17 protein-coding genes and 1 riboswitch are annotated in these 18,242 nt (G+C 43.7%); of the genes, 9 read left to right on the top strand and 8 right to left on the bottom strand.

The genetic code is table 11. The annotated features are described in order from the left end of the window. Positions 1-108: 108 nt before the first annotated feature. The gene (locus ACTHRG_RS11360; protein ID WP_076256359.1) at positions 109-1,830 is read left to right on the top strand and encodes a glycosyl hydrolase family 18 protein; all 1,722 of its coding nucleotides are present in this window, start codon (positions 109-111) and stop codon (positions 1,828-1,830) included. Positions 1,831-1,856: 26 nt separating this feature from the next. Here ACTHRG_RS11360 and ade read toward each other — a convergent pair whose 3' ends face one another. The 8 genes from ade to ACTHRG_RS11320 all read right to left on the bottom strand — a co-directional run bounded on the left by ade (position 1,857) and on the right by ACTHRG_RS11320 (position 10,482). Next, the gene (gene ade / locus ACTHRG_RS11355; RefSeq protein WP_440231202.1) at positions 1,857-3,599 is read right to left on the bottom strand and encodes an adenine deaminase; all 1,743 of its coding nucleotides are present in this window, start codon (positions 3,597-3,599) and stop codon (positions 1,857-1,859) included. A 38-nt stretch (positions 3,600-3,637) separates the two neighbouring features. After that, on the bottom strand, positions 3,638-5,005 hold the full coding sequence (locus tag ACTHRG_RS11350) for an NCS2 family permease (RefSeq protein WP_076256363.1): 1,368 nt from the start codon (positions 5,003-5,005) through the stop codon (positions 3,638-3,640). A gap of 88 nt (positions 5,006-5,093) precedes the next feature. Next, positions 5,094-5,408, bottom strand: coding sequence for an XdhC family protein (locus ACTHRG_RS11345; RefSeq protein ID WP_076256364.1), 315 nt, complete (start codon positions 5,406-5,408; stop codon positions 5,094-5,096). Further along, on the bottom strand, positions 5,387-6,220 hold the full coding sequence (locus ACTHRG_RS11340) for an XdhC family protein (protein ID WP_076256366.1): 834 nt from the start codon (positions 6,218-6,220) through the stop codon (positions 5,387-5,389). The genes ACTHRG_RS11345 and ACTHRG_RS11340 overlap by 22 nt, the downstream gene beginning before the upstream one ends. Before the next feature lie 8 nt (positions 6,221-6,228). Continuing rightward, the gene (locus tag ACTHRG_RS11335; RefSeq protein ID WP_076256368.1) at positions 6,229-8,517 is read right to left on the bottom strand and encodes a xanthine dehydrogenase family protein molybdopterin-binding subunit; all 2,289 of its coding nucleotides are present in this window, start codon (positions 8,515-8,517) and stop codon (positions 6,229-6,231) included. Continuing rightward, positions 8,514-9,389, bottom strand: a complete 876-nt coding sequence (locus ACTHRG_RS11330) for an FAD binding domain-containing protein (RefSeq protein WP_440231201.1) — start codon at positions 9,387-9,389, stop codon at positions 8,514-8,516. The genes ACTHRG_RS11335 and ACTHRG_RS11330 overlap by 4 nt, the downstream gene beginning before the upstream one ends. A gap of 4 nt (positions 9,390-9,393) precedes the next feature. Then, positions 9,394-9,990, bottom strand: coding sequence for a nucleotidyltransferase family protein (locus ACTHRG_RS11325; protein ID WP_076256372.1), 597 nt, complete (start codon positions 9,988-9,990; stop codon positions 9,394-9,396). 3 nt (positions 9,991-9,993) lie between these two features. Beyond that, entirely contained in the window at positions 9,994-10,482 is a 489-nt protein-coding gene (locus ACTHRG_RS11320; RefSeq protein WP_076256376.1) for a (2Fe-2S)-binding protein, read from the bottom strand. A gap of 181 nt (positions 10,483-10,663) precedes the next feature. Continuing rightward, a riboswitch (purine riboswitch) is annotated at positions 10,664-10,761 on the bottom strand. A 162-nt stretch (positions 10,762-10,923) separates the two neighbouring features. Between ACTHRG_RS11320 and ACTHRG_RS11315 the strand changes: the two genes are divergently transcribed. The 8 genes from ACTHRG_RS11315 to ACTHRG_RS11280 all read left to right on the top strand — a co-directional run bounded on the left by ACTHRG_RS11315 (position 10,924) and on the right by ACTHRG_RS11280 (position 18,200). Further along, positions 10,924-11,274 carry a Na-translocating system protein MpsC family protein gene (locus ACTHRG_RS11315; protein ID WP_076256378.1) on the top strand — a complete coding sequence of 117 codons (351 nt, stop codon included), beginning with the start codon at positions 10,924-10,926 and terminating at the stop codon, positions 11,272-11,274. 252 nt (positions 11,275-11,526) lie between these two features. After that, on the top strand, positions 11,527-12,855 hold the full coding sequence (locus ACTHRG_RS11310; protein ID WP_076256379.1) for a nucleobase:cation symporter-2 family protein: 1,329 nt from the start codon (positions 11,527-11,529) through the stop codon (positions 12,853-12,855). A gap of 70 nt (positions 12,856-12,925) precedes the next feature. Beyond that, positions 12,926-14,386, top strand: a complete 1,461-nt coding sequence (gene allB / locus ACTHRG_RS11305) for an allantoinase AllB (protein ID WP_076256382.1) — start codon at positions 12,926-12,928, stop codon at positions 14,384-14,386. 28 nt (positions 14,387-14,414) lie between these two features. Then, the gene (locus ACTHRG_RS11300; protein WP_076256384.1) at positions 14,415-15,005 is read left to right on the top strand and encodes a cysteine hydrolase family protein; all 591 of its coding nucleotides are present in this window, start codon (positions 14,415-14,417) and stop codon (positions 15,003-15,005) included. Then, positions 14,998-15,585: a UbiX family flavin prenyltransferase gene (locus ACTHRG_RS11295; protein WP_420485106.1), complete on the top strand. Its 588-nt coding sequence runs from the start codon at positions 14,998-15,000 to the stop codon at positions 15,583-15,585. The genes ACTHRG_RS11300 and ACTHRG_RS11295 overlap by 8 nt, the downstream gene beginning before the upstream one ends. Then, positions 15,582-16,919, top strand: a complete 1,338-nt coding sequence (locus ACTHRG_RS11290) for a UbiD family decarboxylase (protein ID WP_076256389.1) — start codon at positions 15,582-15,584, stop codon at positions 16,917-16,919. The genes ACTHRG_RS11295 and ACTHRG_RS11290 overlap by 4 nt, the downstream gene beginning before the upstream one ends. Positions 16,920-16,944: 25 nt before the next feature. Beyond that, entirely contained in the window at positions 16,945-17,208 is a 264-nt protein-coding gene (locus tag ACTHRG_RS11285) for a BMC domain-containing protein (protein WP_076256391.1), read from the top strand. A gap of 32 nt (positions 17,209-17,240) precedes the next feature. After that, positions 17,241-18,200 (top strand): hypothetical protein, encoded by a 960-nt coding sequence (locus ACTHRG_RS11280; protein ID WP_076256394.1) that lies wholly within the window; start codon positions 17,241-17,243, stop codon positions 18,198-18,200. Positions 18,201-18,242 lie beyond the last annotated feature (42 nt).

The following is an 18,242-nucleotide window of genomic DNA, read 5'->3' as shown; positions in this document are numbered from 1 at the left end:
ATATAAATTCCGTTAATATAGGAGGGGTGAAATAATAGGAAAACATTGTAAATTTTCTTCCCATTTTTTGATAATTTCGTTACGATGAATGCAGGGGGAGGAAAAGGAATGTATGAAATTGAAACAAGACCACAAAAGCCTTCCGCTAAAAAACTTATTTTTGCGGGGCTTTTGTTTGCTTTTACACTGATAACCTCAAGCATAATTCTAATTTTTTACCCTTTTGCTTCAAAGGAGAAGGCAGATTACTTTAAAGGAGATCATCCGATTTTGTTTATGGGCAAACAGGCGGGAAATGCTTATATAGAAGGGGAAACGATTTACCTGCCACTAACTTTTCTGCAGGAGTTTATTGACGAAGCGATGATTTTTGATGAACATTCACAATCTATCATTATTGCCACTAAAAACAAAGTAGCGCAGATGCCGTCTGAATCGTCGACCTATTATGTCAATGATAAGCCTGTGAAACTGGACTTTTCAGCTGTTAAACAGATAGAAGGAGACAGGTATTTGGCGATTGAGCCCCTATTGGTTTTCTACCCAATAACGTATTCGCTTCTATCCGATACAAATGCAGTTTGGGTTCAAAAGAATGGAGAGACAATGGTTGCTGGTAAAGTGCAGGAAAAAGAAATTCATGAAGAATTGCTCCGGCTGCGAACGAAAGCAAGCCTGGATTCACCCTATACGGCATCCGTGGCTCCGAAAGAGAATGTATTTATAGAACAGGAAAAAGAAGACTACTATTTTATAAGAAAAGAAGACGGTACAGCCGGCTTTTTGAAAAAGAAATACATAAAAAAGGGAGAGAGGAAGGAGATAGCTATTTCTCTTGAAGAAACAAAAAACACAGTTCCGAAAATGGAAGGTCCAATTCAGCTGACCTGGGAAGCTGTATATACTAAAAACCCGAATACTTCGAGCATCCCAAAAATGCCTGGTGTTAATGTCATTTCACCAACATGGTTTGAGCTTGCGGACGGAAAAGGAAATATCAAGAACCTGGGTTCGAAGGATTATGCAAAATGGGCCAGAAAACAGGGATACCAAATTTGGGGTTTGTTTTCAAATGCATTTGACCCTGAATTAACACATGAAGCTTTTGGTTCTTTTGAAACAAGACAGAATATGATTCGCCAGCTTCTGCATTTCAGTCAATTATATGAATTAAACGGGATCAATCTTGATATTGAAAATGTTAATCCTGCAGACGGGCCTTTCATTACACAGTTTGTGAGGGAAGCCACTCCATACTTTCATGACGCAGGTTTAGTAGTGTCGATGGATATCACCTTCATTTCATCAAGCGGTAATTGGTCGGCCTTTTATGAAAGGGATAAGCTTGCCGGGATAGCAGATTATATGGTAGTCATGGCTTATGATGAGCATTGGGGCAGCTCACAGGTTGCGGGAAGTGTAGCAAGCCTCCCGTGGGTCGAGGAAAACCTGAAACTTTTGCTCGAGGTTGTGCCCAATGAGAAATTAATATTGGGTGTGCCTTTATATACAAGATTATGGGAACAAAAATCAAATGGGGATGTTTCTTCCAAAGCCCTTTCGATGGGCAAAGTGAAAGAATGGCTCAGTCAAAATAAAATTACTCCGGTATACGATCCGGTAAGCGGGCAAAATTATGCGGAGCATTATTCAGAAAAAGATAAAATCACATACAGAGTGTGGCTTGAAGATGAAATTTCACTATCCAAACGGGCTGAATTAGCTAAGAAGTATAATTTAGCCGGTGTTGCAAGCTGGAGCAGGTACTTTGCAGATGAAACAGCCTGGTCTGCCTTAACTTTAACTAATAAGGAAGCAGCTAAAAAATGAAAGAAAGGCCGGAGAACATCCCGGCCTTATTTTTCTGCCTCAGCTTTAATGTGGCTAAAAGATCTTACAGAAAATAAACCCTTATCAGTTAATTTTAGTTCAGGGATAACCGGAAGCGCTAAAAATGAGAGCGTCAAAAACGGGTTGAATTCCATGCTGCATCCGATTGTCATAAGTGCATGATTCAATTGGGATAAACGTGAATGGATAAATGAAGAATCCCGATCAGTCATGAGCCCTGCAATAGGCAGAGGCAGTTCGGCAAGAATCTTCCCATCCTGGACTACAGCCAGGCCGCCTTTCATGGCTGCGGTCTGCTTAATGGCAGCCAGCAAATCCTCATCCGATGTGCCTGCTGCGACAATGTTATGAGAATCGTGGGCAACTGTTGAAGCAATCGCGCCTCTTGTGATCCCTATTCCCTTCACAATGCCAAGTCCCAGGCTGCCTGTGCAATTGTGCCGCTCCACAACAGCCAGCTTTAAGAGGTCTCTATGAGGATTTGGCTGGAAATTACCATCAATTGATTCTGCCTTTTCCACCAGGTGCCTGGTCACAATGCTGTTCGGTATAATGCCAATGATATTGCAGTCACCATTCCCAATCGGAATGCTTAAATCTTCATAGCTCATGCTGCTGATTTTGACACTGTTCAAGATGGGTGCTGCAGGTGCAATGCTGTTTGGAACTGAATTCTTCATGACCCCGTTTTCTGCAGCAATTACTCCGGTCTTCATAACTTTCTCAACCTTGACATTCCTGAGATCACTCAGAAAAATCAGGTCGGCTTCATACCCGGGAGCAATAGCCCCTTTATTTTTCAGGCCGAAGCATTCTGCTGCATTCAGAGTAGCGATTTGTATGGCTAGGAGAGGATCCATCCCTTCCTTAATGGCCATTCTGACATTATAGTCGATGCTGCCTTCATTGATCAGGTCATCCAGATGCTTGTCATCTGTAACGAATAAACAGCGCCGTGCGTTTTGTTCACTGACAGATTTGAGAAGTGACAATAAGTCTCTTGCCGCAGACCCTTCCCGCAGCATAACATACATCCCTTTGCGAATTCGGTCCAGTGCTTCTTCAGGATTGATGCATTCATGGTCTGTTCTTATGCCGGCTGCCATGTAAATATTGATTTCATCCGAATTAAGTCCTGCTGCATGCCCATCAATACATTTTCCTTTACTATAAGCTGCTTCCAGTTTTTTCAGCATTCCATCATCATTGTTCATAACAGCGGGATAATCCATAACTTCACCGAGCCCCAGCACTCTTGGGTGACTGTAATATTTTTCGAGATCTGTGTAGCTGAGGGAAGCGCCGGCATTTTCAAATGGAGTTGCAGGCACGCAGGATGGAAGCATAAAAAATACATCGAGCGGGATACCATCTGAAGATTCCAGCATGAAGTCAATGCCGTCATTTCCGCTGACATTGGCTATTTCATGAGGGTCTGCAATCACAGTCGTTACTCCATGGGGGAGGACAACATTGCTGAACTCAGCAGGAGTAACCATCGCCGACTCAATATGAACATGCCCATCAATAAAGCCGGGGGCGATATAGCTGCCCCCAGCATCAATAATTTCCTTGCCTTCATAGCTTCCTAATCCAGCTATGAATCCATCCGCAATCGCTATGTCTTCCTCGATGATTTCACGTGTAAATACGTTTATTACTTTTCCGTTTTTAATAACCAGATCGGCAGGAGTTCTTTTGGCCGCCACATCAATTCTTTTTTGTAACGTTTCAAGGGTAAGCTTCATTCGGACTCCTCGCTTTTTAAAAAATGACTGTCATGAGATTAATGTCCGCCCATAATGAAATTAATAATAAAAGCAGCACTGACAAAATACATGATCCAATGGATTTGCTGATGCTTGCCTGTAAGAAGCTTAAGCACTGTGTAAGAGATAAAGCCGAATGCCAGTCCCTGGGCGATACTGAAAGTTAATGGCATGAGAACAATCGTTAAAAATACAGGAATTACATCAGTAAAGTCATCAAAGCTAATATGTTTTATTTCACTAAGCATTAAGGCGCCAACCAGAATAAGAATAGGTGCAGTGGCGACAGACGGTATGAAATAGATGAGTGGAGCGAAAATGAGCGACAGGAAAAACAGTGCAGCTACGGTTAAAGAAGTTAAACCAGTGCGTCCGCCTTCCGAGATCCCTGTGGCGTTTTCCACATAAGCGTTTAAGGCAGTGCTTCCGAAGGCTGCACTTGCCATCGTTCCAACTGCATCTGCCTGAAGGGCACGATCCAGGTTTTCAATTTTTCCATTTTCATCTGTGAGGCCAGCTTTTCTTGATAATCCGATGAGGGTAGCTAAATTGTCAAATAATTCTACAATCGTAAAGGAGAAAATGACTGAGATGATGCCATATTTTACTGCTCCCATAATGTCCATAGCCAGAAACGTCTCAGACATGCTTGGGAGATTGAGTGACACGATATCACTTACGGCTTTTGGGTAGGCAATGAAGCCAATAATCATGGCTGCTGCACTTGTACCCAATATACTGATAAGCAGGGCGCCTTTTACTTTCTTTGCCATCAGGAGGGCGGCAATAATTAATCCGAATAGAGCTAGAAGCGGCCCCTTGCTTGTGATACTTCCCAAGCCGACAAACGTAGCGTCATTTGCGACTACAAGTTCTGCATTTTTTAACCCGATGAAAGCAATAAATAAACCAATCCCTACACCTATAGCTGACTTTAAGACATCCGGGACACCATCTACGATCTTCTGCCGGACCCCGGTAACTGTCAAAATTAAAAACACTATACCCGATATAAATACAGCTCCAAGGGCTGTTTGCCAGGAAAGACCTTGACCAAGAACAACTGTATACGCAAAAAATGCATTCAGCCCCATGCCTGGAGCTACTGCTACAGGGAAATTTGCCCACAGTGCCATTAGAAGGGTACAGAAGACACTTGCGTAAATCGTTGCAGCCAATGCGGCTTCTTTTGGTATTCCAGCGTCAGCTAAGATAATCGGGTTGACAAAGATGATATAGCTCATTGTCATAAACGACGTAATGCCTGCCAGAATTTCTGTCTTTACATTTGTGTTCCGTGCGGAAAGCTTAAAGAGCCGTTCTAAGAGGTTCGCATTAGAGGCAGGCGGGAGGCCCGACCCAAGATCCTTTTCAATCATCGACATGAAAGGTCACTCCTTATTCATGGTTAATGTTCATCCAGAGACACGAACTGACTTGACCATGGAACAGGCGGGAGATCTATTTTCCTGGTTAGATGGGTTCAATAAAAACATCCATAATTCCACCGCATATTCCGCCATCTTCATAAAACAGCCCTTTTGTTAAATCTACGCGCTTTTGACTTGGGGTATTTGTTTGTATGACCTGGAAAGCCTTCTCAATTACTTCTGCTTCACCACAGCCTCCGCCAATTGTTCCTTCTATTCTTCCGCAGGGGAACACAATCATCCGGCTTCCGGTTTTTCTCGGGGTAGAGCCCTTCGTGCGGATAATTGTGGCGAGTGCTGCTTTCTCACCTCCTTTCCTGATATCGAGGGTACGCTTTATAAGCTGCATTTGGTCCATTTGGCAGCCCCCTCATGGAAACCCATTTTTGCAAATCTTTTAATTTGCGAACTTAAGGAATCTCCGGATTTTTGATTTTTCACTTTCAGAATTTCTGCCATGATGCTGACTGCAATCTCTGCAGGAGTTTCAGCACCAATGTCGAGACCCACAGGGGTGTATAAGTTTTCAAAGCTTTCATCCGGAAAATCCTGCTGAAGTTCTTCAAATACACCTGAAATACGTCTTCTGCTGCCGATCATGCCAATATATCCTGCCCGACTTTCCCTTTTTAAAAGTTCACTCAAACTGAGAACGTCGTACTTGTGTCCCCGGGTGAGAAGGAGAATATAGGTTTTATCTGTAATGTCGACATGCTGGAAATAATCCAGATAGGATTGGCAAACCACTTCATCTGCATTTGGAAAGCGCTCCCTGTTTGCATATTCTTTCCGATCGTCTATTACTGTCACGAAAAATCCGAGCATACGTCCCATTTCTGCCACGGGTTCACACACATGGCCGGCACCGGCGACGATCAAATGGAGAGGAGAAGGGAAGTACTCAGCAAAACACTCAACTAAACGATCCTTCCACATAAATCTCACAGTGCCGGATCGTTTTTTAGTGACCATTTTATTGCAATGTACCGCTAATAAATCTCTCACATCCAGCGGCAGAAGGGAGGCTTCGGTGCAGAAATCTCCGTCAGGCCATAATAAAGCTTTCGTTCCAATGAGTTTTTCATCCGGATAATCTGTCATGGTCAGCAGAAATGTATCTTTCCGGTTTTTGATTGACTCTTCTAATCTGGCAAATAAATTGCGGCTCATCAATAGGATCACCTTGAGGATTGGACTTTTTGTTTTTTGAGATCTTTTAATGCATTGAACACTCTTTCGGGAGTAGCGGGCAGATGGCGGATTCTGGCTCCGGTTGCATCATATATGGCTGACATGATAGCAGCAATAATCGGAATCATCACCACTTCTCCAATTCCCTTCGCCCCAAAGGGCCCTGATTGTTCGGGCTCTTCTACCGGAAAGGTCTCAATCAAAGGAGTCTCGCGGATAGTAGGAATGATATAATCAGTGAAATTCCGCGTTTTATGATATCCATTTTCGATCAGTACATCTTCATACAGGGTATAGCCGATGCCCATTACGGCTCCGCCTTCAGTCTGGCCCTCCAGCCCCTGCGGATTAATGACTTTGCCCGCATCCGGGATGGATACAACCCGCAAAACTTCCGTTTCACCTGTTAAAGTATCAACTTCCACCATCACCACATGTGTCAAATAACCGTATAAATGGTGGGGAGCACCGCCTGAACCTTTGATTTCTTCTTTTTCTTTCGGCAGGTAGAAGTGTCCTTCTACTCTAGTTGCCTGATGATGATCATAAAGGTATTTATAGATAGACTTATAAGGGATGATTTCTCCATGGGCTGAAATATGGTTCGGTCTTAAGTCAATTTGAGATGAATCTAAATTCAACATTTCAGCAGCAGTTTGAATAAGAAGCTCAGTCATCCTGGGTGCTGCTGCCGCAACAGCTCTTCCTCCGGTATAGGTGGAGCGGGAGGCAGTTACTGTACCGCCATCAAGGGTTTTTTGTGTATCACCTTGAACGATTTTAATATTGCTGATATCACAGTTCAGCATTTCAGCGGCTATCTGGGCATAGGCGGTGCTGTTGCCTCCTCCGATCTCCTCGCAGCCCACACCTACAAGGAATGTTCCATCCGGCAGCAGTTCAATAGAGGCGGCTCCATAGTCAGGAAGGCCAATACCCATTCCGATGCCATGAAAGGATGTTGCTACAGAAACTCCCCGTTTTTTCCATGGCTCACTTACTTCGGATTTATACTTTTCACGGTTCTTCCACAGATCGCAATTCTCTGCTGTTTCCAGGGTTTTATAGGTGCCAACACTGGATTTGACAATATGGCCGACACTTGAAACTTCTCCCTGGTGATAGACATTTTTTTTGCGCAATTCGATAGGGTCCATTCCCAGCTTTTCTGCAATCATGTCCATATGTGTTTCAATTCCCATGCATACCTGATTGACGCCAAAGCCTCTGAAAGCACCGGCAATGCCATTATTGGTATACACACAGAAGCCCTCGAGATCCACATTGGGAATTTTATAAGGGCCGCATGAATGTTCGATCGCAAGGGCAATAACTGCCCCTCCAAGTGATGCATAAGCACCAGTATCTCCTATGGCTTTTACCTGATTGGCAAGAAGTGTCCCGTCTTTTTTAGCAGCAGTCTTCATCTGGACTTTAAAAGGATGCCTTTTTATGCCAGCAATGACAGACTCTTCCCGGCTTAAATGGATTTTTACAGGCCGTCCCTTTGTATGGAGCGCAAGGAGAGCAAGGTATATTTGAACCGTGATCTCATCCTTCCCGCCGAAGGCACCGCCAATTGGGCTTGAAATGACTCTTATTCTTTCAGGGTTATAAGCCAGGGACCTTGCAATCTGCATTCGATCGCGGTATGCATATTGGCCAGGGCAGCGAATCGTGAGGAAGCCTTCGTCATCCATTACCCCCCAGCCGCCTTCTGTTTCGATAAAAGCATGCATTTGCCGGGGAGAGTAGAAGGTATTCTCTACAATGATGTCAGCTTCCTCGAAGGCTTTCTCAATGTTACCGTTATTAATTTTGACATGGCTGTGCAGATTGCCATCAGGGTGAAGCTTAGGAGCAGAATCTGTCAGGGCATATTCAGCATCTGCAACAACTTCAAGGGGCTCATAGTCCACTTTAATTAAACTCAGTGCCTGCTCGGCGATTTCTAGTGTTTCTGCGGCCACCAGGGCTACAGCGTCCCCTGTGCACCGGACGACATCAGAACACAGAACAGGCTGGTCGGGAACAACAATCCCAAATCCATTAAATCCGGGAATATCTTTATGGGTTAGTACACATATAACACCAGGCAGATTTTTGGCTGCTTCAATTTCAATGGAATTTATTTTTGCGTGCGGATATTCAGACCGCAGCACTTTGCCCCAAACCATATTGTCAAAATGGTAATCGGTCATATATTTTAATTCTCCGGTTACTTTTTCCGGGCCATCAATTCTTTTCACCCTTTTTCCAACCCATTTGGTGTTCACTGGTTATTCCACCTCCTGATTAAACGGTACAATCCTCTTTCCAATAAAGCGCTCGCCATATCCCTTCTATATGTAGCAGTTGCTCTTCCATCTGTGATGGGCATGACCTCTTTCCAGGCAATTTTGGCGATATTCCGGATTAATTCATCATTAAGCTGTCCGAGGGGAAGCATAGATTCACACTTGCGTGCCCGGATAATAGTTGGTGCCACAGACCCGAAGGCGATTTTACCTTCCCTGCATTTCAGGTCCTGGTCCATTGTGAGCGAAATAGCAACATTCACAATGGAAATAGATTGTGCTTTCCGGGGGCCGAGCTTCTGGAAAATGCCTATTTCATTTGGTTTTTGCGGTTTTATGAGGATTTTTGTGATCATTTCATTTTCTTTTAAAACTGTCCTGCCGGGACCAAGGATAAACTCTTCGATTGGAAGGATTCGTTTATTTGACATAGAAGTGAGTTCAAGCCTTGCTCCAAGAACATACAAAGCCGGCAGGGTATCACCTGCAGGGGAAGCAGTTCCAATATTGCCGCCGATTGTTCCCATATTCTGCATTTGAGTGGCGCCGACTTCACGCGCTGCGTCCACAAGTACATCCGCTTTTCTTTGCAGAAGCGGAGAATGAATAATATCTGTATGTGTGGTCAATGGGCCAATATGGATATAATCATCACTTTCCTCGATATACCGCAGTTCATTTAAGTTTTTTATATTGATCCAAACCTCCGGCCGCCATTTGCCTTCCTTCATCCGGACTGCAGCATCTGTACCGCCGGCTATCAATCTATGGATTCTGCCCTCCTTTGATAGCAGCAGCAGACATTCGGATAGAGAGGAAGGGGTAATCATGTCAATCTCTGAAACAAGCATCGACTTACCTCCTGGTATATTTTTTAAGAGCATTTTTATAATCTTCCTGATGATTCAGGTTAAGATGAATTTGCTCATTTTCAACTGGCACCTCAAGGAGAAATTTCTCATGCTGCTGAATTACATGTCTCAAGCCCATTTTCTCTTCCTTTATCGATAAAAGCTCGTTCCTTAATCGGGAGGAAAAGAGGATGGGGTGTCCTCTTTTGCCTTGGTGGCTGGGGACTGCAATCAGGCAGCCGCTTTTTGTAAGATTCCCGGCGAGATTATCAACGATGTCAGAATGAAGCGGCTGGTCCACGGATGTAATCAGAATCGTTTCTGATAACGTGTCTGCAGCTTTCACCCCTGCAATGATGGACGAGCATTTACCATCTTGAAAATGTTCATTTATTATCATTTTTGCAGAATGATTTTTTCCGAGTGGAAGGAATTTTTCAGCTTTACATCCCAATACGACTACAAGATCAGTGAACACCGATTTACTGAGGGTGTTTAGCTGATGCTCGAATAATGTCGTTCCATTCCATGGCAGCAGTCCTTTTAGAGTACCCATTCTGCTGGACTGGCCCGCGGCAAGCAAAATGGCGGTATGTGTCATGGATTATCGGATTGTTTCCGGCTCGGATATTTTTTGGCTGGCAGCTGTCTGAACGGCCTTAATTATTTTGGTATAGCCTGTACAGCGGCAGAGGTTGCCTCCTAATGCGGTTTTAATTTCCCCAACGGATGGAACATGGTCAATTCCATCCAGGAATGCTTTTGCAGATACGATGATTCCCGGAGTACAGTACCCGCATTGTGTTGCTCCTTCGGCAATAAATGATTCTTGAATCACATCCAGATTTGGCGATAATCCGACTCCTTCACAAGTAGTGATCACCTGGTTTTCCGCCTGGCCAGTGAGAATAAGACAGGAACAAACAACCTCATTATTGATTAAAACAGAGCATGATCCGCATTCTCCCTTTCCGCAGCATTCCTTGCTGGCAGTCAGACCCAGATCTTCCCTCAAAACATCAAGGAGCGGTTTCGCAGGCGGGCAAAGGACCGTACATTCCTTTCCATTAACAATAAATTGAATACTTTTCAAATCTTCGCCTCCTCATAGATTTTGAAACTATAATGACAATGAAAAGATAGTGTTAGCAGTTTGTAGGGATATAAGCCTGGCGAGCAAGCAGAGGTATTTAAATTATGATATTATGCATCTTCTTCTAAATAGACTAATAAGCACAAAAAAATTCCTGCACAAAAGGTTCCTGTATGAAGTACACAGAAAATATACCTTTCGTAGATAGGAATTCCGGTTCCCAGTAGAAACCCTCAAACCGATTATTGAGGTTATACGAAAAATTCTATTTAATTTTTCATGGTGCTGAAGGGAGGTTTTATTGGGACAATTATAGAAATAGAGGGGGAGTTGATTTGTAGTGTAATAGTTAAGTCAATATTTTGTCAAGTAAGAATTTTCTGAAAAAGATGTTGACTTATAAAATTGCCTTGTTTAATATAGTGATTACAGGAGGATTACATGACTGTACTAACCTCAAAATTATCTCAGACAATCAAAAAAGATCTCGCTTTTCTCTATAATCGAGTCAACCAGGAGATCTATGGAACAGGCGTAAAAAAACAGCGTATTGAAACTTTTGATGATAGAGTCATCATCTTTGCCCAGCATAAGCGTGTTCAGGCACTGCAGATGCTGAGCCGGAACTTCCATCATCTGACCATTTCGGTTGATTCAGCATTGATTGTTGAATTCAAATCGCATTTAAAAGGATTGATTGAAGATGCTCTTCATTTAAAAGTCAAAACGATTTTAAAAGATTATGATCCTGTTACTGAAGAAGCATGCACCATTATTTATTTTGAAGAATAGCAGTTTTACATTATGTTTGGGGGAGCTGTGCATGACGCAGTTTTCTTAAACCTGAATATAAGAGCGGTTCCTTTGTCTTTTGTTTAACGGAAGCTGAATGAGACCGCAGTAATAGAACATCTGGTTTACTTTGATGTTATCTATTGCTGCGGTTTTTTTTATACAAATATTTCTTTTGGGAGGTGATGCCGTTTTTTAAAATGCTGGAGTAGGCTATGGCATAACAAAGAATTAAACCTGGGGGGAAAATCTTTGGAAAAGCTAAATCCTTGGAAGGTAGGGACTTTGGGATTTCAGCATGTGCTAGCCATGTATGCAGGTGCTGTCATTGTACCGCTGATTGTGGGACCGGCAATTGGGCTTAATGCCCAGCAGCTTGCTTACTTAATATCGATTGATTTGTTTACCTGCGGGATTGCTACATTGCTTCAAGTTATAGGGGGGAAGCATTTTGGCATTAGGCTGCCTGTCATTCTGGGATGTACTTTTACAGCAGTCGGCCCGATGATTGCCATCGGGAATTTGCAGGGCATTACTGCCATTTACGGGGCTATTATTGCTTCAGGCATTATCGTCATGATCCTATCACAATTTATGAGTAAAATTATGAGGTTTTTCCCGCCGGTCGTTACCGGTTCAGTCGTCGCTATTATCGGGGTATCACTGATTCCTGTTGCCATGAATAATGCTGCAGGCGGGCTTGGTTCACCTGATTATGGAAGTGCGGAAAATCTATTCCTGGCTGCATTTACACTGGTGCTGATTATTTTAATGAACAGGTTTTTTAAAGGCTATATGAAAGCGATTTCTGTCCTGCTGTCATTGGTGGCCGGGACGATAACAGCTTATTTTATGGGGCTCGTCAGCTTTGCCGAAGTCAGCCAGGCTTCCTGGTTTCATGTTGTTCAGCCGTTTTATTTCGGATTTCCCACATTCAATGCCTCAGCCATCCTTACGATGACTTTAGTAGCGATTGTGAGCATGATTGAATCTACTGGGGTATTTCTCGCTCTCGGAGATGTCTGTGAGAGAAAGCTGGACTCTAAAGACATAAAAAAGGGGCTGCGTGCAGAAGGACTGGCTGTTGTTATAGGGGGCATTTTTAACGCGTTTCCTTATACGTCCTTTTCACAGAATGTGGGACTGGTAGCATTGACTAAAGTAAAAACGAGAAATGTTGTTATCGCAGCTGGTGTCATATTAATGACTTTAGGCCTTTTACCTAAAGTGGCTGCTCTGACTACGATTATTCCTATGGCTGTTCTTGGTGGAGCCATGATTCCAATGTTTGGGATGGTTATCTCATCAGGAATCAGAATGCTTTCTGCAGTGGATTTCAGCAAAAATGAAAACCTGCTGATTGTTGCCTGTTCAATAGGAATCGGACTTGGTTCGGCAGTTGTACCGCAGATTTTTGAGAGTTTGCCGACAAGTGCACGGCTTCTGGTTGAAAATGGAATTGTACTGGGAAGCATCACAGCAATTTTATTAAATTTGGTATTTAATTATAAAGAGTTAAATATAAGTGAAAGTGAAAGAATCGAACAGCTGAAAGGAGATCACTCAGCTGAAATGATTTAATAGCAGCAACTGTAACCATCTGCCTCTTTTTTTGAGGCAGAAATCAAATTAATAGATAGGAGCAGGGTAAATGGACTTAATTCTGAAAAATGCAAATATTCCGCAGGGAGATCGTCAGGTTTTAACGAATATTCTAGTAAACGAGGGAAAGATTGTCGGCTACACAAATGACATTTCGTTTCTCAATGCATCTAAGGTCATTGATATTCAAGGGAAATTAGTCGTTCCAGGCTGTATTGATCCGCATACTCATTTTATGGATCCCGGTTTTACTCACAGAGAGACTTTTGCAACCGGCAGCCGTTCTGCAGCAGCCGGAGGCTTAACAACCATTATCGATATGCCGTGCTGCAGCAAGCCGTCTGTTCGGGATGGGGATAGCTTCAATAAAAAAATCGGACCAATCAGAGATCAGGCTTATATTGATTACTGCTTCTGGGGCGGCATGACAGGTGAAGATGCACGTGAAGGCTGGATTGATAATATTTACCCTCAGATCGATCAGGGAGTTGTTGCGTTTAAAGTTTACATGACTCCTTCTGTGCCTACCTTCCCTAAAGTATCTGACGCAGAAATGCTGGAGATTTTCAAAAACGTGGCAAAAACCGGTCTTCCGATTGGTGTTCATGCCGAAAACTACGATATCTGCACATTCAATTCGAAGAAACTTGAAAAAGAAGGCCGCCTTGACGGACCTGCATGGGCTGAAGCTCGTTCGAGCCTCGCTGAGAAAGTGGCCATTGAACTGATTCTCAGCTTCGCGGAAGCTACAGACGCACGTGTACATGTAGTACATATGAGCACAAAGGAAGGCGTCGAGCTGGTTAAAGCTGCTAAGAAGCGTGGTGTCAAGGTTACAGCTGAAACCTGCCCTCACTACCTTGTTCTTAATGCTAAGGATTCAATGTCAGAGCGGGGCTCTTATGCAAAGATTGCTCCTCCACTGCGTGGAAAAGAGGATAACGAATCCCACTGGCAGGCTTTGGCTGATGGAACAATCGACTTTGTCGGAACTGACCATGCTCCATATGAAATTGCCACCGAAAAGGATTATCCTGGTGCAACGATCTGGAACACCTTCCCTGGCATTCCTGGGGTAGAAACGATGGTGCCAATCCTTGTCAGTGAAGGGTTAAATAAAGGCCGTCTATCCCTATCAAGATTTGTCGAAGTAACGAGCCGAAATGCCGCCATTCATTATGGCATTTATCCTAAGAAAGGCTCAATGGAAATTGGCAGTGATGCAGATTTCACGGTTATTGATCTTGAAAAAGAATATGTAATTGATGAGCAGAAAACAGAATCAATGGCTAAATACAACCCGCTGCATGGCATGAAACTAAAAGGTAAGCCAGTCCAGACCATTATCCGCGGAAACGTAGTCTTTGAAGAAGACAAAGGGATTGTCGGAGAAGCGGGATATGGTGAGTATGTTCCACGCCAAAGCATCCAGAGGCTTGAGAGAACATTTAAGTTTGAAAAATATGAAGCGGTAAATGTGAAAACTAAAGATCCTGTAGCACAGCAATAACTATTTATATCGAGGGAGGCAGAACGGATTGGAACTTAGGGGAAAAAAACACTGTGTAGTCATTATTGATATGTTAAACGACTTTATAGGCGAAAAAGCAGCATTAAGGTGTGAAAATGGCGAAAAAATTGTTCCTAAAATTCAAGAGCTTATTGAATTCGCACATGATCACAATATCCAGGTTGTGCATGTTCAGGAGGCTCACAGAAAGAATGACCGTGATTTCCGTGTAAGACCTGTCCATGCCATAAAGGGAACCTGGGGTTCTGAATTCATTCCAGAGCTTCAGCCGGATGAGAGCAAAGGAGACTATGTGGTCCAAAAGAGGCGGCATAGTGCATTCAGCTATACCGATTTTGATCTCTTCCTGAGAGAAGAAGAAATTGATACGGTCGTCCTTACTGGAGTCTGGACCAATGTATGTGTACGCAGTACCGCCTCTGATGCCTTGTATCATGGCTATAATGTGATTTGCGTTTCAGATGCCACCGCTTCACAGGATGATGATATGCACGTATCTGGTCTAAGAGACATTGACATTTTCGGAGATATATTATCAACAGAAGAATACAAAGAACTGGCTAAAAAGAAATTCTCCCAAGACGAATCCGTTGTCTAACTCTTCTCCAGTTCCAAGGAAAAAACGAATTTTAGTGGGCATAACCGGAGCAAGCGGATCATTGTATGCATATACACTGATCCGCGCTCTTCATCAATTAGAGATCGAAACGCATTTAATTGCTACGGAGATGGGAGAAAAAGTAATGCAATTTGAATGCGGGGTCAAGATGGACGAGCTGAAGGAATATGCCGCTATCCACAGCAACCGGAATCTTTTCGCTGCGGTTGCCAGCGGATCCTTTAAAACAGACGGAATGGTGATTGTGCCATGTTCGATGAATACATTGGGTGCGATTGCGAACGGAGTCGGGGATACACTTCTAAGCAGGGCTGCCAGTGTTGTTTTGAAGGAGAATCGAAAGTTTATTATTGTTCCGAGAGAAGCTCCTTTTAATTTGATTCACCTGCGCAATATGACTCTCCTTGCTGAGAGCGGGGCTTGCATAATGCCCGCATCTCCAGGTTTTTATCATAAGCCGACGGAAATTTGGGAGCTGGCCAACTTTATGGTGGCGAGGATATTGGACATGCTGGATATCGACCATGAGCTCTTGGAGAGATGGGGGGAAAAGGCATGAACCCTGTAACAATGAGGGCTTTGCTGGATAGATGGGATAGCATGGGACTTCTTCATCGGGTGAAAAAAGAGGTGGACCCTCTCTATGAACTGGGAGCAGTGATAAATACGAAAAATGGCAGACAGCCTTTTTTATTTCAGAAAATCAAAGGCTATCAATCTTCCATGGCTGCCGGTTTGGGAGGAGACAGAGAACTTTTGGCGGACAGCATGGGGATCACCCCATCTGAACTTATACCTAAAATCATCGAATCAATAGTTAATCCTATTCCGACAACTTTAAGGCAAACTGGTCCTGTTCAGGAGAATCTTGTGACCGGGGAATTCGATCTGGCAGATTTGTTTCCTATCCCAACCTATCATGCAGATGACTCAGGTGCTTATTATGTAGCAGGAATATTGGTGGTTAAAGACTTATCGGGCAGAAAAAGGTATACCTCGATTCGCAGGATGCAATACCTTGGCGGCAATCGAACGAACATTCTCATAACATCCCCGGAGCTGATGGAGCAATATGCCCATTATGAAAGCATCGGCGAACCGATGGAAGTGGCTGTTATGTTTGGGGTGGTTCCGGCTGTTGTCTTAAGTTCTCAGATCAGTACGCATTTGTATCATACCGACAAATTGGATGTAGCAGGTGCACTGCTTGGCCAGTCTCTGGATGTGGTTCAGTGCAAAACGGTCGATTTGGAAGTACTGGCTGAAGCGGAAATTGTTCTGGAAGGCAAGATGCTTCCATTTGAAAGAGAACTGGAAGGTCCGTTCGGCGAACTGGCCGGTTATTATGGCACCAGAACGCCACAGCCGATAGTAGAATTTTCAGCCGTTACTTACCGGAATAACGCTATCTCACAGACTATTTTTCCATCAAGTTATGAAGAAAGGCTGCCAATGGCGCTTGTCAGGGAAGCTACACTTTTAAGCACCGTCAGGCAGGTTGTTCCAAATATCAAAGCTGTACATATCCCGATGGGCGGTGTCGCCCGCTATCATGCAGTCATACAAATTGACAAGAAGCATGATGGTGACGGCAAACAGGCGGCACTTGCAGCTTTTGCAAGCGATAAGGATTTAAAGCATGTGGTTGTTGTGAATGATGACGTCGATATCTTTGATTCGGATGATGTTGAGTGGGCTATAGCGACAAGAGTGCAGGCGGGGGATGATATTTTTATCGTACAGGGTGCGAAGGGTTCACCGCTCGAGTCTTCTCATCATTTAAAAGGAGTCAGTGATAAGATGGGCATCGATGCAACCTATCCGCTTGGAAAAGAAGAGTTATTTAAAAGAACTTCAATCCCCATTGAAGTGAATCTCGAAGACTATCTTTAAGCTTTTGCAGTAGAGGAGGTCAAAAATGAAGGCAATTGGCTTAATAGAAACAAGAGGCTTGACAGCAGCTATTGCAGCGCTGGACTCAATGGCAAAAGCAGCAAATGTCAGCTTAGTTGATTTAAAGAGAGTCGGATCCGGACTTGTCACCGTCATTATTGAAGGGGATGTGGCGGCAGTTACAGCTGCTGTCGAGGTTGGGAAGACTGCTCATACAGTGGCTGGAGGAGAACTGGTTTCGGCTAATGTGATACCCCGCCCTCATTCAGAACTTCGCAAAATTCTATAAGAAGATGTTCCATAAGTGGAGGTGCATAATGTGTGTCTGACTTTATTAAAAGTGTTGTAGAAGAAGTGATGAAGCCCTACAGCAAGCAAAAAGTAAATCCTATTAAGGGAGCTGCCAATTTTTCCCCGCACCAAAGCCAGCCGGGATTGGAGTCGGGTATACCGGGCATCAGCCGGCCAAATTATCAGAAAGAAAAAATGAATAAAAGAATAGCTGTTAAGCATGCAGACCCGCCCCAGGCTGCTAATCCACAACCAAACTTTAGAAGGCAGACAGTTTCACTTTCTTCACCCACGCCTTCCGCTAAAGAAAAAATTGCACAGCTTCAGACCCTGTCCCTGGTACAAGGGAAGCAGCGGGTTTCTGCCAGGGCTGAATCCGCTGAAACAAAACCCGGCCGAAATGCTAGAGAAAGCCAGCTTATCGGACAAACTCCGGAGGGTGTTAAAGTCTGGCTGTTCTCAGATCTTCACCCCGCATTGGAAGGCTCCTTTCAGCGGGAATTAAAAACAGCCTTAATCGGGGTTGTTACTTCAGAGAAATGTACGCCGGGACAGCTATTTTTACTGAATGACCTTTTAAGAGAGTTTCCTTCTTTAAGATATTGCCTGTCTTGGGACAAAAACAGCGGGCAATCCTTTTCGCTGGAGCTTTATGAAGAGGATGATGGAATACTGTTAAACGCTTTAAAGAGCTTCTTTAAAAAACTTTCCCAAAAAAAATTTAAAACGATTACAGCACATATAGAAAAGTCCCCCAGTCCTTGGCTTACAAAACAATTGGGGCTAAACTCGTCAATTGGCGGTGTCGGTGTCATTGAAGGAATCGACTATTATTCCAGCATTTTGCTCCTTGACCGGCACATGAAAAAAAATACGGCCGAACACATCAAATTTTTGATAGAGAAGAACTATGTGCTTCTTCACGGTCAGTTTGATGAGGTATCCCGGATCACGGATCTGCTTTGTAAGGAATACGACAGGATTAAATAAGGCTTGGCCAGCAGCACAGTCACAGATCAGCTCAATAATTCC

Source organism: Cytobacillus sp. SAFR-174 (assembly GCF_051964675.1).
Taxonomy (GTDB): Bacteria; Bacillota; Bacilli; order Bacillales; family Cytobacillaceae; genus Cytobacillus.
Note: the sequence above shows the minus strand (reverse complement) of the source record. Positions and strands in the feature narration are given on the sequence as shown.

Excerpts from the sequence above, each read along its gene's own strand:
- ACTHRG_RS11360 (WP_076256359.1), top strand. The coding sequence starts at position 109 with ATGTATGAAATTGAAACAAGACCACAAAAGCCTTCCGCTAAAAAACTT.
- ade (WP_440231202.1), bottom strand. The coding sequence starts at position 3,599 with ATGAAGCTTACCCTTGAAACGTTACAAAAAAGAATTGATGTGGCGGCC.
- ACTHRG_RS11350 (WP_076256363.1), bottom strand. The coding sequence starts at position 5,005 with ATGTCGATGATTGAAAAGGATCTTGGGTCGGGCCTCCCGCCTGCCTCT.
- ACTHRG_RS11345 (WP_076256364.1), bottom strand. The coding sequence starts at position 5,408 with ATGGACCAAATGCAGCTTATAAAGCGTACCCTCGATATCAGGAAAGGA.
- ACTHRG_RS11340 (WP_076256366.1), bottom strand. The coding sequence starts at position 6,220 with ATGAGCCGCAATTTATTTGCCAGATTAGAAGAGTCAATCAAAAACCGG.
- ACTHRG_RS11330 (WP_440231201.1), bottom strand. The coding sequence starts at position 9,389 with ATGCTTGTTTCAGAGATTGACATGATTACCCCTTCCTCTCTATCCGAA.
- ACTHRG_RS11325 (WP_076256372.1), bottom strand. The coding sequence starts at position 9,990 with ATGACACATACCGCCATTTTGCTTGCCGCGGGCCAGTCCAGCAGAATG.
- ACTHRG_RS11315 (WP_076256378.1), top strand. The coding sequence starts at position 10,924 with ATGACTGTACTAACCTCAAAATTATCTCAGACAATCAAAAAAGATCTC.
- allB (WP_076256382.1), top strand. The coding sequence starts at position 12,926 with ATGGACTTAATTCTGAAAAATGCAAATATTCCGCAGGGAGATCGTCAG.
- ACTHRG_RS11290 (WP_076256389.1), top strand. The coding sequence starts at position 15,582 with ATGAACCCTGTAACAATGAGGGCTTTGCTGGATAGATGGGATAGCATG.
- ACTHRG_RS11285 (WP_076256391.1), top strand. The coding sequence starts at position 16,945 with ATGAAGGCAATTGGCTTAATAGAAACAAGAGGCTTGACAGCAGCTATT.